Here is a 13,625-nt window from a genome sequence, read left to right on the forward strand (position 1 = left end):
CTCCCGGAGCCGGCGCGCTCCGGGAGGGCACGACCGGAGGCGGGACCCGGTGTGGCGGACGGTAACCTGGTGCCCTCCGAGCGAAGTGGGGGTGCCGGTCCCGCGATGGCCGACCGACTCGACGAGTACCGGCGCAAGCGCGACCGTTCCCGGACGCCCGAGCCGTGGCCGGACGGCGCCCCGGAGCCGGGCGGCGACGACCTGTTCGTGATCCAGGAGCACCACGCCACCCGCCTGCACTGGGACTTCCGGCTGGAGCGCGACGGCGTGCTCGTGTCGTGGGCGGTGCCGAAGGGCCTGCCGCTCTCCCCCGGCGTCAACCGGCTCGCGGTGCACACCGAGGACCACCCGATGGACTACCTCTCCTTCGAGGGCGAGATCCCGGCGGGCGAGTACGGCGGCGGCTGGATGGCGATCTGGGACACCGGCCGCTACGAGACGCTGCACTGGAACAACCACAAGGTCGAGGTCGTCTTCCACGGCGCGCGGGCGAGCGGCAAGTACCTGTTCCAGAACCGCCACAACCCGGACGACGAAGGCGACTGGACCTTGCGCCGCCTCGACCCGGCCGAGGACGGCCACGAGGACGCCCCCGAGTTCCTGGAGCCGATGACGGCGGTCCCGGGCGCACTGCCCGAGCCGGACGAAGACGCCGACTGGGCGTACGAGTTCGCCTGGGGCGGCGACCGCACGATGCTCTGTGTGTCGGGCGGCCGCATCACCGCGCACGACGGCTCCGGCGCCGACGTCACCGGCCGGTACCCGGAGCTGTACAAGCTGGGCGAGAGCCTGGGTTCGACGGAAGTCCTGCTGGACGGCGAGATCGTGGTGGTCCGCGACGGCCGCCCGGACCCCGAAGGCTTGAAGGAACGCAGTCGCTTCGAAGGCTACGACGCGAAGCGGATCATGAAGCACAAGCCGGCGTTCTTCTTCGCCTACGACGTGCTGCACCACGACGGCCGTTCGACACTCGACCTGCCGTACGTCGAGCGCCGGTCGTTGCTCTCGGACCTCGGGTTGTCAGGTGGGACGTGGCAGGTGCCCCAGTACTTCCAGGGCAACGGCGAGGCCGTCCTGGGCGCGGCGCGGGAGCACGGGCTGGGCGGCATCTACGCCAAGCGCGCGGACAGCGAGTACGCCCCCGGCGAGGCGGACGGGACCTGGCGCCACATCGAGACGTGACCCGGCCCGCTCCGCGGACTACAGCTTCTCCAGCAGCTTCAACGCTTTGACCGGCGACGCCGCGTGGTCGGCTATCCCGGCCCACGGATCCCCCTTGCGCGCCAAGCGGTCCTTGATGCGCTTGGGCGTCCAGCCGGCCGGCTCCGCCTTGCCCAGCTCGCGCCAGTCGATCGGGGTGGCGACGCCGGCCGAGGGCCGGGCCCGCAGGGAGTAGGGCGCCACGAACGTCGACGAATAGCCGTTGCGCAGGATGTCGAGGTAGACGCGGTCGCCGCGCTGGGCTTTCCGCACCGCCGTGGTCAGCCGGTCGGGGTCGAGCCGCACCAGCACCTCGGCGGCCGCCTTCGCCAGGTCGCGGACCTCGTCGTAGGTCCCGCTGGGCTCGATCGGCGCGACGACGTGGAACCCGCGTCCGCCGGTGGCCTGCAGGTACGCGGTGAGCCCGGCGGCCTCGTACACCTTCTTGACCAGCCGCGCGATGGCGCGCAGGTCGGCGACGGTGACGTCGTCGGGCGGGTCGATGTCGATCAGCACCGTGTCCGGGTGCTCCAGATCGTCCACAGTGGACGACCAGATGTGGAACTCGATCGCGGCCTGGTTGGCCAGGTACACCAGCGTCGCGGGGTCGTCGCAGATCACGTGCCGGACGTCGCTCGTCGCGCGCTGCGGGATGGCCTCGACGCGGATCCAGGAGGGCAGCTTCGGGCTGGCCTCCTTCTGGTACCAGGTCTGGCCGGCGATGCCGTTCGGGTAGCGGCGCAGGGTGAGCGGCCGCCCGCGCAGGTGCGGCACCATCACCTCGGCGACGGTCCGGTAGTGCGCGACCACGTCGCCCTTGGTCAGCCCGGCCTCGGGGTAGAAGATCTTGTCCGGGTTCGACGTGGTGATCTCGTCGGGATCCACCGGGCCTCCCTCGGCCGGTCGGCGGCGGGCGGTCCACCCGCGCGTTACCGGCGTCGAGCCTGGCCCTCGGGGCCGGGGACGTCCACTCGGAGCATGCTCAGGCCCGGGTCAGCGCCACTCCGGCCAGCACCGCGACCACGGCGGCGACGACGTTGCCGACGATCGCGGCCGCCGACGGCCAGGTCACCCACGTCGGCCGCAGCGCCACGAGCGACAGCCCGGCCCACGCGCCCAGCACCGGGACGACCCAGGTCAGCCGGCGCACCCGCGGCGTCGCCGTGCGGGCGATCGCCAGGGCCACCAGGACCAGCCCGGTGACGGTGTTGCTCAGGGCCAGCACCCCGGCCCCGCCGAAGTGGGCGAGCCACGGCGCCAGGACCAGGTACACCCCGGCCAGCAGCACGACTCCCGCGGCCACGCCCGGTGCGGGAGCGATGCGGTGCGACGTCATCAGGCACCTCCTTCCGGAGAGGTACCCGGGTGTCGCTCCCGGTAATCGTGCCCGGCCGGGACCTGCCCGCAGCCCTCATCACGGGCAGGCGCCGGCCGGGAACCTCAGCAGCCGCAGGTGTAGTACGTGACGTCCCAGTGGTTGCCTTCGTCGCAGTAGAGGTTGCCGGAGCCGGCCTTCCACTGCGGGTAGCCGTCGCCGCGGAGGCCGTCGTAGCTGAAGGTGTTCTTGACGTAGCTGTCGAGACAGCTGTTGTGCGCGATGTCCACCTTGTAGCCGTTGTAGTGGCTGTAGGTGCCCGACGCGTGCCCGACCTCGGTGCCGCCGGTGATGTTGACGGCGCACCCGCTCGCCCGCTTCAGCGTGATCACGCCCGTGACCGTGGTCTGGTTGATCTGCTCGTAGGACGTGCAGGTCGAGTTCGACCTGGTGGTGCAGCCGCCGCTGGACGAGTGGGTCACCCCGGCCGCGGACAGCTGTGACGCGGCCGCCGACTGGCTGAGCTTGGTGACCTCGACCTCCGCCGAAGCCGTTCCGATGGTGGCGAACACCACCGCGGCCGAAGCGGTCAGCCCCACCGCCGCCCGCACGAGCATCCGTTGTCCCGACATGACTTGCCTCCTCGGTACGTCGTCCGATGAGCGGCAGCCAAAAGGTCCCGACCATAACTTCGCCAAACGCGGGCGGGCGCGCGGCGGGTGCGGGCGGGTCAGGTCCTGATCTTCGTCAAGACTTCACGAGTTCGCTCCCGCTCCGGTGACGTGCTGGTGACGGCGTTGAGCTCGTGCAGCGCGCGCAGCTCCCACAGCGGGAAACCGAGGTCGCGGAACACGTCGGCCGAGGTCCGCAGCAGCCGGACCGCCTGCGGCCCGGCGTCGTCGGCGGCCTGGGTCCGGCCGAGGCTGAGCAGGGCGTACCCGGCGCCGCGGCGGTCGCGCAGCTCGCGGAACACGCCCATCGCCAGCCGCAGGTGCCGTCGCGAGCCGGCGGGGTCACCGGCCCGGCGGCGGGCGTCGGCCAGGCTGCGGTGGGTGTAGGCGGCGGCGTGGCGGTGCCCGATCTGCTCGAACAGGTCCAGCGAGCGCGTCAGGCAGCGTTCGCCGTCGGCCAGCTCCCCCGCCTCGGCGTGCAGGTCGCCCAGGCTGCGCAGGACGTGCGCCTCCCAGTGCCGCTCGCGGGTGCGGACGGCGCCGCCGAGGGCCCCGGTGAGCAGATCGGCCGCCTGGTCGCTGCCGCCGTGGCGGCGCAGGACGTCGGCGTAGCGCTTCGCGGCCTGGTCGTGCCAGCGCCCGTCATCGCACTCGCGGGCGAGCAGCATGCTCACCTCGAAGCTCTCGACCGCGCCCCGGACGTCGCCGACGTCCTCGGCCAGCGAGCCCAGCTGCGCCGCCGCGGCCGCCTGACCGCGGCGGTCGCCGCAGTCGCGCAGCAGGCCGAGGGCCTCCCGCAGCTCCGTCTCCGCGGCCCGGGCGTTGCCGTTGTCGAGGTGGACGTCGGCGAGCGCGGCCAGCACCGCGGCGGTGCCGCTCGGGTCGTCGAGCACCCGGAAACGGTTCTCGGCCATCACGAAGTAGGTGCGCGCCTGCCGCCACCGGCCCTGCTGCCAGTGCACGGAACCCAGGGTGAAGAGCTTTTCGGCCTCCGCGTGCGGGTCCTTGCGCCGCCGCGCCGCGGCCAGCCCGAGCACCGACACGGCGCGGGCGGAGTGGTCGAGCCACGGCGTGGCGGCCAGGTCGGTGCAGGCGTCGGCGAGGCCGCCGGTCAGCTCGTGCCAGCCGTGCGCGCCGGCCAGCCGGACGGCGGCGGCGATGTGGCCGGACTCCTCGGCCGCCCAGCCCGCCGGGTCGGCCGCGACGCGGCGCGCTGTCGCCGGATCCGGCCTCGCCCCACCGGGTGCCGGCCGGCCGCGGGCCCGCTCGGCGAGCGTCAGCGTCACCTCGCACGCCCGGCGCAACGCGACCTGGTCGGTCTCCGGCGGGGTGCCCTCGGCCAGCACGAGCCGGACGAACGGCGCCACGGTCCAGCGGGCGCCGGCCGGGACCAGCAGGTGCCCGGCGGCCAGCGCGTCGAGCCGGTCGCGCGCCTCGCCGATCGGCTTGTCCAGCAACGCGGCCGCGCACCAGTCCGGGACGGGACCGTCGAAGGCGTTCAGCAGCCGCAGGAGGTACCGGTCGACCGCGGGCCGCTCCCGCAGGGCCGCCGTCACGGCCGTCCGGACACTCAGGTCCCCCGCGGTCAGCTCGTCGAGCCGCCGGCGTTCGTCGGCCAGCCGCACGGCGAACTCCGCGACGCGCTGCCGCGGCCGGCCGGCGAGCTTGGCCCCGGCGATCCGGACGGCGAGCGCCAGGCCCGCGCAGTGGCCGAGAAGCCGTTGTGTCGCTTCGGGTTCCCCGCGCAGCCGCGGCTCCCCCACGATCGCCGCGAGCAGCGTCCGGGCGTCCTGTGTGGACAGTCCGGCGACCGGGACCGCGCGGGCGCCGCACAACCCGGGCAGCGCACGGCGGGACGTCACGACGGTGGCGCAGCCCGGCCCGCTCGGCAGCAGGGCCCGGACCTGGGCCTCCGACACGGCGTCCTCGAGCAGCACCAGCAGCCGCCGGTCGGCGGTGTAGCACCGCCAGAGCCCGGGCAGGCCCGCCCGGTCGGCCAGTTCCGCCGGCGTCGCGCCGAGCAGGCGCAGGAACCCGGTCAGCACGGTCGCCGGGTCGGCCGGGCCGCCGAGCGAGGCGACCAGCTGCCCGTCGGGGAAGCGGCGGCGGGCCCGCCAGGCGGCCTGGACGGCGAGCGCGGACTTCCCGGCGCCGGCCGCGCCGTGCAGCACCACCGGGGCCGGGCCGCGCAGGGCCCGGGCGACGTCGGCGAGTTCGGCGGTCCGGCCGGTGAAGTCGGGCACGGCGGGCGGCAGCTGCGCGGGCGGCCCCGGCGTCGTCCACTCGGTGCCGGCGATCCGGCGGTAGACGTCGACGAGGTCCGCGCTCGGCCAGACGCCGGCCTCTTCCCAGAGCGCGCGGCGCGTCCGCCGGAGCACCTCCAGGGCCGACTCGCGGCGGCCGACGGCGCCGAGCGCGTCCGCGAGCCGCCCGGCGAAGCGTTCGTCGGCGGGCCGGGCCGCGACGACCGGATCCAGGCGTTCGACCACGGCCCCGCCGTCGCCGTCGGCCAGCTCCAGCTCGACCAGCTGCAGCAGGGCCGCCGAGCGCCGGTCCTCCAGCCACAGCTTGTGGGCCTCCAGCAGCGGCCCGCCGGCGACGTCGGCGAAGGCGTCACCCCGCCAGCACGCCAGCGCCCGTTCGAGCGCGCGGCGGCGCTGCGCCCGGTCGTCCGCGCCCGCGGCCAGCAGCGTCAGGAAGTCGTCGGCGTCCAGCTCGCCGGGCTCGACGACCAGCGCGTAGCCACGTGGGCCCGAGCGCAGGCGCTGCCCGGCCTCGGCGGCGCCGAGGCCGGGTGAGAGCGTCTTGCGCAGCTTGGACACGGTGACCTGGACGATCGCCGCGGCGCTCGACGGCGCGCCGTCCGGCCACAGCTCGTCGACCAGCGTGTCGCGGCCGACGTACTGGCCGGCCCGCGCGAGGAGCACGGCGAGCAGCCGCCGGGGCTGGGCCGCCGAAGGCAGCGGGACGGCGGCCGTCAGAGGGCCGAGGACCTGGAACCGCACGGCTTAACACCCCACCCGCGAGATCACCTGATCGAGCGAGCTGACCCTAGCCGTCCGGGGCCATCCGGGACGACCACTCACCCGGATGGCCGACGCCGTTCGCCTCAGGTGTGCGCGAGCAGCTTCGCCAGCAGCTGCGGGTGCTCGGCGAGGCCTTCGCGCAGCGTGTGCTCGCGAAGCGGCTTCAGGTCGCCGTAGGGCGGGTTGTCCCAGTCCAGGGCCCCCTGCGGCGGCTCCGGGTCGTACTCGATGCCGAACTGGACGGTCTTCGCGACCTCGCGCCCGGCCAGCCGTTCGACCAGGTGCAGGGCGAGGTCGATGCCGGCCGACACACCCGCCGCGGTGATCACGTCGCCGTCCTCGACCCAGCGCCGCGCGACCGGCGTCGCGCCCAGGCCGGGCAGCAGGTCGCGGAACATCCAGTGCGTCGTCGCCTGCTTCCCCTCCAGCAGCCCGGCCGCGCCGAGGACGAGCGAGCCGGTGCAGACCGACGTCATCAGCTCCGCTCCGGCGGCCGCGGTGCGCAACCAGGCCAGCAGCTGCTCGTCGGCCATCGCGTGAATCGTCGGCGCCCCACCGCCGGGCACCAGCACCGCGAACGGCGCCGACACTTCCTCGAAAGTGTGGCTGGGCGCGATCCGCAGCGGGGTGTCCGTCGGGACGGGCTTCGTGGTGGCGCCGACGGCCACCGTCCGGTAGGTGGGGTCGATCTGGGCCAGCGCGCTCAGCACCTGCAGCGGGCCCACCAGGTCGAGCGGCGTCAGCCCCGGGTAGACGACGAAAGCGAGGGTCTTCTGCTCATCGGTCATGACCCCCACCTTGGCGGGGACGCCGTCCTGCCGGAGTCGTGATGTCCGGAATCCTGCGAACCGCGTCCGAGCGCCAGCCGGGGTGCTAGCGTCCGACCATGCCAGGGTCACCCAGACGGGTCGTGATCGTCGGATTTCCCGACGCCGAACTGCTGGACATCGCCTGCCCCGCCGATGTGTTCGACGCCGCCAACCGGCTCGGCGCGCGGCCGCCGTACGAAATCCGCCTGGCCAACCTCGACGGCCAGGCCATCCACACCGCCTCCGGCCTGATCCTGCAGCCGCACCTGCGGCTCGACCAGGTCGCCGCGGACCTGGACACCCTGGTCGTCGCCGGCGGCTGGGGCAGCACGGCCGCCGCGGCCGACGAGCGCGTGCTCGCCCACATCCGGCGGCTCGCCCGGACGAGCCGCCGCGTCGCGTCGGTGTGCACCGGCGCCGAGGTGCTCGCCGCGGCCGGGCTGCTCAACGGCCGGCGCGCGACGACGCACTGGCGTTACGCCGCGAAACTGGCCGCGGACTACCCGCGCGTGACGGTCGACCCGGTGCCGCTGTACGTCCGCCACGGCAACGTCTACACCGCGGCCGGCGTCACCAGCGGGCTGGACCTGACGCTGTCGCTGGTGGAGGCCGACCACGGCCCGACGCTGGCCCGCGAAGCCGCCCGCGCGCTGGTGACGTACCTGCAGCGGCCGGGCAACCAGGCGCAGGTGAGCCTGTTCCTGGCCGGGCCGCCGCCGGAGCACCGCGAGGTCCGCGACCTCACGGCGTACATCGCCGAGCACCTGGACGCCGACCTCGGCACCCCGGCCCTGGCCGCCCGCGCCGGGATCAGCACCCGCCAGCTGACCCGCCTCTTCGACGCCCACCTGGGCACCACCCCCGGCCGTTACGTCCGCACCATCCGCACCGAGCACGCCGCGCGCCTGCTGTCGGGCACGGACCTCCCGCTGGCCACGATCGCCCGCCGCTGCGGCTTCGGCTCGACGGAGACCCTGCGGCAAGCCTTCCTGGACCACTTCGACACGCCACCGTCGGCCTACCGCCGGGTCCACGTCCGCCAGGCCTACAGCTGACGCCGAGCCGACCCTCCAGGCACGCGAACCGACCCTCTGTGTACGTGTGTCGACCCTCCAATCACGTGTGTCGGCTCTCTGATCACGCGAGTCGGCTCCGGATCGGGGTCTATCCCGTGATCGGTGTTTCCGGCGTTGTTGATCAGTAGGTCTCGGCTCCCGGCCAGCGGTCACCGAACGTGATGGCGAACGCGTTGATCACTGGCTTCCACCGCATCGTCCACCGGGCGCGGCCAGTCCCGGTCGGGTCCAGGCTGCGAGTCACAAGATACAGGCACTTCATCGCGGACTGCTCAGTCGGGAAATGCCCACGTGCGCGGATCGCCCGCCGATAACGGGCGTTCAGCGACTCGATCGCGTTCGTGGAACAAATCATCGTCCGGATCTCGACGTCGTAATCGAGGAACGGAATGAACTCTTCCCAGGCGTTGCGCCAGAGCCGAACCATCGCCCCGTACTTCTTCCTCCATCTCTCCTCGAGTTCGTCCATCGCGATCGCTGCGGCGTCCGGACTGGGTGCGGTGTAGATGGGTTTGATGTCCCGTTTCACCGCGTCCCGGTCCTGACTCGGAACCAGCCGGAAGGTGTTCCGGATCAAGTGGACTATGCAGGTTTGGACAATGGTTTGCGGCCAGACGTTCGTCACGGCATCGGGAAGCCCTTTGAGGCCGTCGCAGACGAGAAAGAACACATCCCGGACGCCGCGGTTCTTCAGGTCGATCAGCACGCTCATCCAGAACTTCGCGCCCTCCCCACCAGTGCCCATCCACAGGCCCAGGACGTCCTTGCAGCCGTCGATGGTCACGCCGATGGCGGCGTAGACGGGCCGGTTGGCGACCTGGCCGTCACGGACCTCGACGTGGATCGCGTCGATGAACACCGCCGCATACACGACCTCAAGCGGGCGGCTGGCCCAGTCGTTCATTTCGGCGACGACCTGGTCGGTGATCCGCGAGATCGTTTCCTTGCTGACCGAGGCTCCGTAGATCTCAGCGAAATGCGCGGATATTTCGCCGGTGGTCATCCCTTTCGCATACAGCGACAACACGATCTCGTCCACATCCGTGAGCCGTCGTTGCCGCTTCTTCACAATCTGCGGCTCGAACGTGCTCTCCCGGTCCCGCGGAACCTCGATCTGAACTTCACCGGCGGCGTCCGAGAGCACCGTTTTCGGCCGGGTGCCGTTGCGCACGTTCGTCGACTCCCGGTCCGGGTCGGCGTGGTTCTTCTCATGGCCGAGATGCGCGGTCATCTCTTCGTTGAGGGCGGTTTCCAGTACGTTCTTGGTGAACAGCTTCAGCAGGCCGTCCGGGCCGGTCAACGCCAGCCCGCGGGCCTTCGCCTCGGCCACCATCGCCGCCGCAGCGGCCTGCTCCGGCGACTGCTCCCGCGCCGGCTTGGACTCACGCTTACGTGGACTCACAAGGTCCGATGTCATCACTCACAGTGCCCATCCCGCCGGACCTTGGCCCGGCGTGTCGGACCGGAAACACCGATCTTGGAACAGTCCCGTCCGGTACGCCGAACTCGCGTGATTGGGCGTGTATCTCGCGTGATTGGCGGGACATCACGTGTGATTGGGGGGTCGACACGGCGTCAGGGGCGGGACTCTACGGCGGCGATCCAGTGGGGCGCGTTGCAGCGGCGGGCCAGTTCCAGGGCCTGGCGGTAGTGCGAAGCCGCGGGGCGGCCCAGTGCCGTCGCCAGTTCGCCCAGGTAGAACGCCACCGGGCGGAGCGTCAGCAGGCCGCTGCCCGCGCCGGCCAGCTCGGCCGCCGCCGGGAGGAGCGCGTCGTACAGGCGGGTCATGGCGGGGACGTCGCCGGTGTTGATGGCCGTCAGGGCCTGGAGGCTCAGGCGGGCCTCGTACAGGAGGTCGTGCGGGGCGTCGCCCGAGTAGTCCACTGTGGACGCTCCACGTTGCGCCCGGTGACACCGCAGGGCGAAGTCGAGGATGCCGTCCTCCAGGCCGGTCATGCCCGTCCCCGGGAGGCGGGCGGCCGCCGCGCGGAAGAGCGCTTCCGCCGCGGGATCGTCCGTGATGCTCGCCCGCAACGCGCGGTACCACTGCGTGAACACGCCGACCAGCGGCAGGTCGTGGTCGGCGGCCAGGCGGTCGGCCGCCTCGGCGTGGACGTCGGCCGCGGGCAGGTTGGCCAGCGCCGAAAACGCCTGGACCAGCACCAGGTGCCCCAGCACCTCGAACGTCACCAAGCCGTGCGCCGTGGCGACGTCGACCAGTTCACGCCCGATGCGCGCCCGCTCCGAGGCCAGCCCGGCCCGGTCGAACGCCTGCATGAACCGCGCGTTGAGCGCGAACGCGAGCAGCGCCGGCTCATCCAGTTCCCGCGCCAGGGCTTCGGCTTCGAAAGCCGCCTCCCGGCCGCGGTCGCCGCCGGTGTTGCGCAGCTCCAGCGAGAGCGTCGCCAGCAGCCGCGCGCGCTCGGCGCGGCGCTCCGGCGGCAGCGCGACCAGGGTCTTCTCGACAACCGTGACGATCCTGGTGGCCAGCTCCGGGTCGTCGTTGGCCGTCCACACCGCCGGGACGTCGAACGCGCCCAGCACCGACGCGGTCAGCACCGGGTCGCCGAGGGACTCCGCCAGCGTCACGGCTTCCGCGCGGTGCTCGCGGGCCTGCGCCAGCGCACCTGTGACGGCCAGCGCCCGCACCAGCCCCATGATCAGGTCCAGCCGCTCCCGGACGTCGTCGCCGGCCCGGTCGAGCGCGGCCCGCCACAGCCGCGCCGCCTCGTGCGGGGCCACTCGGCGCTCGGCGCGTTCCGCCGCCAGCCGCGCGTACCGCACGGCGGCCGGGCTTTCCGCGAGCAGGAAGTGGTGGGCCAGCGCGTCGACGTCGTCGGGGCGCAGCCGCTCCAGCGCGTCGCCGGCGTCGGCGTGCCAGCGGGCGCGGCGCGTGCGCGAAAGATCGTGGTACAGCGTGTCCCGCACCAGGTCGTGCGCGAACCGGACCCGCCCGGGCGCGGGCTCGACCAGGAACCCGGCCCGGACCGCGGCTTCGACGTCGTCGAGGACGTCGGTGCCGGCCAGCGAGCCGAGCAGCCCGAGGTCGACGTCGCGGCCGAGCACCGCCGCGCGGCGCAGCACGTCCTGCGTGCCGGCGGGCAGCCGTGAGGTGCGGTGGCGGACGACGTCGCGGACCCCGGGCGGCACGACGGCGTCGGAATCGGCGTCGAAGAGCCGCGCGAGCTCCCGCACGAAGAACGGGTTGCCGCCGCTGCGCCGGTGGATCGCCGCCGCGGTGGGCGCGGGGACGTCGTGGCCGAGTGTCGCGCGAACGAGGTCACGCACTTCGGTGGCCCCAAGCCCGCCCAGGTACACGCGGGCGGGTTCGGCCCGCGCGACGCGGCCGAGGAAACCGGCCAGGGTGGCGGGCAGGTCGGTGCTGCGGTGCGTCCCGACGACGAGCACCCGCCGCACCGACGGATCCGCGACGACGGAGGCCAGCAGCGTGAGGGTTTCCGCGCCGGCCCACTGGAGGTCGTCGAACACGAGCAGCAGCGGGGTCGCGCGGCCGAGCGCGGCGAGGTGGGCGGCGACGGCGCGATGACGCCGGAACCGCGCGGCCACGGGATCGCCGCCCGGTTCGGGATCGAGCGGCACCGCCTCGCCCAGGACGCGGGTCCACGGCCACACCGGCGGCAAGCCCTCGTCGTCCGGGCTGGCGCCCCACGCCGTGGCCCAGCCGTTGGCGGCCAGGCGCGCGGAGAACGCTTCCGCCAACGCCGTCTTGCCCGCGCCCGCCTCGCCGGAGATCAGCGCCAGCCGCAGCCGGCCGGTGCGGGCGGTGGTTGCTTCCGCGGCCAGCCGGGCCAGTTCGTCCGCGCGTCCCACCAGGGGCGAGACGGCCGGAGTCGCCGCCAGGATGTCCGCCTCCGCCTGACGCAGCGCCGGCCCCGGGTCGATGCCCAGCTCCGACGCCAAGACGTGCCGCGCCCGCCGCAACGCGCCCAGCGCGTCACCCTGGCGCCCGGCCCGGTAGAGGGCCAGCGCGAGCAGCCGCCAGCCGTCCTCCCGCAACGGCCACGCCTCGACGTGCGCCTCCAGGTCCGGCACCGCCTCGGCCGCGCGGCCCAGCTCCAGCAGCGCCGCCGCCCGCCGCTCGACGCCCAGCCGGCGCAGCTCGTCGAGGCGGTTGATCTCGCCGCGGGCCCAGGGCTCGTCGGCGAACTCGGCGTACGCGGGCCCGCGCCAGAGGCCCAGCGCTTCGTCCACTTGGGACAGTGCCGCTCCGGGCGTGGTCACCGCGGCTTCGAAATCCCAGGCGTCGACGGACTCCGCGCGCAGCGCGTATCCCGGTCCCGAGGTGACCAGCAAACGGGCCGGAGTCCGCGGCGCCCGATCGGGTTCCAGCGCGCGGCGCAACGCGGACACGAACGTCTGGAGCGCGCCGAGGGCGCCGTCTGGCGGGTCCGGCCAGAGGTCGTCGACCAGGACGTCCACCGGCACGACCCGGCCGCGCGCGATCAGCTGCCGCGCCAGGACCGCCCGGTGCCGCGGGCCCTTGAGCGCCAAGGGACCCCGCTCGTCCTCGGCCACGAGCGGACCGAGCACGCCGAACCGGACCATGCACGCACTGTAACGCGCTCAGCCGGCGCTGACCCGGCGCTGATCGGCTTGACGCAGGCTCGACGGGCAACCACCGCGAAAGGACGTCCATGCAGATCCCCGGATTCGACTACCAGCGCGTCACGGTCGGTGACGACGTAGCTCTCAACGTCGCCGTCGGCGGCTCCGGCGCCCCGATCGTGCTGCTGCACGGCTTCCCGCAGACCCACCTGATGTGGCGGCACGTAGCCGCCGACCTCGCCGCCGACCACACGGTCCTCGTCCCCGACCTGCGCGGCTACGGCGCCAGCGACAAGCCGGCCGACACCGGCGAGACGTACTCGAAGCGCACGATGGCCGCCGACGTCGTGGCCGTCGCCCGCGCGTTCGGGCACGAGCGGTTCGCCCTCGCCGGGCACGACCGCGGCGCGCTGGTCGCCATCCGCGCCGGCCTCGACCACCCGGACGCCGTCTCCCACCTGGCGATCCTCGACGTGCTGCCGACGCTGGACACGTGGGACGTGCTGCGCGGCGTGAGCGCGGCGGTCGCCTTCCACCTCTACCTGATGGCCCAGCCGCCGGGCCTGCCCGAGACGCTGATCGCCGGCGCGCCCGACGCGTTCTTCGGGTACTTCCTCGACGCCTGGACGCAGCGCCCGGACGCGATCCCGGCCGACGTCCGCGCCGAGTACCTGCTGGCCTGCCGCGAGGCCGTGCCGTCGATCGTCGCCGACTACCGGGCGACGGCGACGGTGGACGTCGAGCACGACACGGCGTCGCGGGCGGCCGGCGACCGGCTCGGCATGCCGGTCACCGTGCTGCAGCAGGACTGGGGCGCTGCGCTCGGCTACGACGCGACGGCGCTGTGGCGCCCGTGGGCGGCCGATCTGCGCCACCGCACGGTGTCGTCCGGGCACTTCATGGCCGAGGAGGCGCCCGCCGACGTCGTGAAGGAACTGCGGGAGCTGGTGGCACGCTGAGGG

The 13,625-nt window shown here is 73.6% G+C and carries 10 protein-coding genes; 3 read left to right on the top strand and 7 right to left on the bottom strand.

Translation table 11 applies throughout. From position 1 onward, the window contains the following. The first annotated feature begins 105 nt into the window (after window positions 1–105). Window positions 106–1,182, top strand: coding sequence for a DNA polymerase ligase N-terminal domain-containing protein (locus ACLJQZ_RS44395; RefSeq protein WP_410627319.1), 1,077 nt, complete (start codon window positions 106–108; stop codon window positions 1,180–1,182). 18 nt (window positions 1,183–1,200) lie between these two features. Here the strand turns inward: ACLJQZ_RS44395 and ligD are convergent, their stop codons facing one another. The 5 genes from ligD to ACLJQZ_RS44420 form a co-directional block, all read right to left on the bottom strand. Continuing rightward, the gene (gene ligD / locus ACLJQZ_RS44400) at window positions 1,201–2,085 is read right to left on the bottom strand and encodes a non-homologous end-joining DNA ligase (RefSeq protein WP_410627321.1); all 885 of its coding nucleotides are present in this window, start codon (window positions 2,083–2,085) and stop codon (window positions 1,201–1,203) included. A gap of 97 nt (window positions 2,086–2,182) precedes the next feature. Further along, entirely contained in the window at window positions 2,183–2,536 is a 354-nt protein-coding gene (locus tag ACLJQZ_RS44405; RefSeq protein WP_326952977.1) for an SPW repeat protein, read from the bottom strand. 104 nt (window positions 2,537–2,640) lie between these two features. Continuing rightward, a complete protein-coding gene (locus ACLJQZ_RS44410) occupies window positions 2,641–3,147 on the bottom strand; it encodes a hypothetical protein (RefSeq protein WP_410627323.1) in 507 nt (168 codons plus the stop codon). 98 nt (window positions 3,148–3,245) lie between these two features. Beyond that, complete coding sequence (locus tag ACLJQZ_RS44415) at window positions 3,246–6,191, bottom strand: BTAD domain-containing putative transcriptional regulator (protein ID WP_410627325.1); 2,946 nt, start codon at window positions 6,189–6,191, stop codon at window positions 3,246–3,248. A 104-nt stretch (window positions 6,192–6,295) separates the two neighbouring features. Beyond that, window positions 6,296–7,000 (bottom strand): DJ-1/PfpI family protein, encoded by a 705-nt coding sequence (locus tag ACLJQZ_RS44420; RefSeq protein WP_410627326.1) that lies wholly within the window; start codon window positions 6,998–7,000, stop codon window positions 6,296–6,298. A gap of 98 nt (window positions 7,001–7,098) precedes the next feature. Between ACLJQZ_RS44420 and ACLJQZ_RS44425 the strand changes: the two genes are divergently transcribed. Continuing rightward, window positions 7,099–8,076 carry a GlxA family transcriptional regulator gene (locus ACLJQZ_RS44425; protein ID WP_410627327.1) on the top strand — a complete coding sequence of 326 codons (978 nt, stop codon included), beginning with the start codon at window positions 7,099–7,101 and terminating at the stop codon, window positions 8,074–8,076. 142 nt (window positions 8,077–8,218) lie between these two features. Here ACLJQZ_RS44425 and ACLJQZ_RS44430 read toward each other — a convergent pair whose 3' ends face one another. Together ACLJQZ_RS44430 and ACLJQZ_RS44435 are read right to left on the bottom strand one after the other, a co-directional pair. Next, window positions 8,219–9,499, bottom strand: a complete 1,281-nt coding sequence (locus ACLJQZ_RS44430) for an IS256 family transposase (protein ID WP_410627329.1) — start codon at window positions 9,497–9,499, stop codon at window positions 8,219–8,221. A gap of 173 nt (window positions 9,500–9,672) precedes the next feature. Next, window positions 9,673–12,663 (bottom strand): BTAD domain-containing putative transcriptional regulator, encoded by a 2,991-nt coding sequence (locus tag ACLJQZ_RS44435; protein ID WP_410627331.1) that lies wholly within the window; start codon window positions 12,661–12,663, stop codon window positions 9,673–9,675. 89 nt (window positions 12,664–12,752) lie between these two features. On the opposite strand from ACLJQZ_RS44435, the gene ACLJQZ_RS44440 reads away from it, so the two are divergent. Next, entirely contained in the window at window positions 12,753–13,622 is an 870-nt protein-coding gene (locus ACLJQZ_RS44440; RefSeq protein WP_410627333.1) for an alpha/beta fold hydrolase, read from the top strand. Window positions 13,623–13,625: the final 3 nt, after the last annotated feature.

The sequence above is a fragment of the Amycolatopsis sp. cmx-8-4 genome (assembly GCF_046548675.1).
Classification (GTDB): domain Bacteria; phylum Actinomycetota; class Actinomycetes; order Mycobacteriales; family Pseudonocardiaceae; genus Amycolatopsis.

What these genes read in the sequence shown, in the direction of transcription:
- ACLJQZ_RS44395 (WP_410627319.1), top strand. Translation starts at nt 106, where the DNA reads ATGGCCGACCGACTCGACGAGTACCGGCGCAAGCGCGACCGTTCCCGG.
- ACLJQZ_RS44405 (WP_326952977.1), bottom strand. Translation starts at nt 2,536, where the DNA reads ATGACGTCGCACCGCATCGCTCCCGCACCGGGCGTGGCCGCGGGAGTC.
- ACLJQZ_RS44410 (WP_410627323.1), bottom strand. Translation starts at nt 3,147, where the DNA reads ATGTCGGGACAACGGATGCTCGTGCGGGCGGCGGTGGGGCTGACCGCT.
- ACLJQZ_RS44420 (WP_410627326.1), bottom strand. Translation starts at nt 7,000, where the DNA reads ATGACCGATGAGCAGAAGACCCTCGCTTTCGTCGTCTACCCGGGGCTG.
- ACLJQZ_RS44425 (WP_410627327.1), top strand. Translation starts at nt 7,099, where the DNA reads ATGCCAGGGTCACCCAGACGGGTCGTGATCGTCGGATTTCCCGACGCC.
- ACLJQZ_RS44435 (WP_410627331.1), bottom strand. Translation starts at nt 12,663, where the DNA reads ATGGTCCGGTTCGGCGTGCTCGGTCCGCTCGTGGCCGAGGACGAGCGG.
- ACLJQZ_RS44440 (WP_410627333.1), top strand. Translation starts at nt 12,753, where the DNA reads ATGCAGATCCCCGGATTCGACTACCAGCGCGTCACGGTCGGTGACGAC.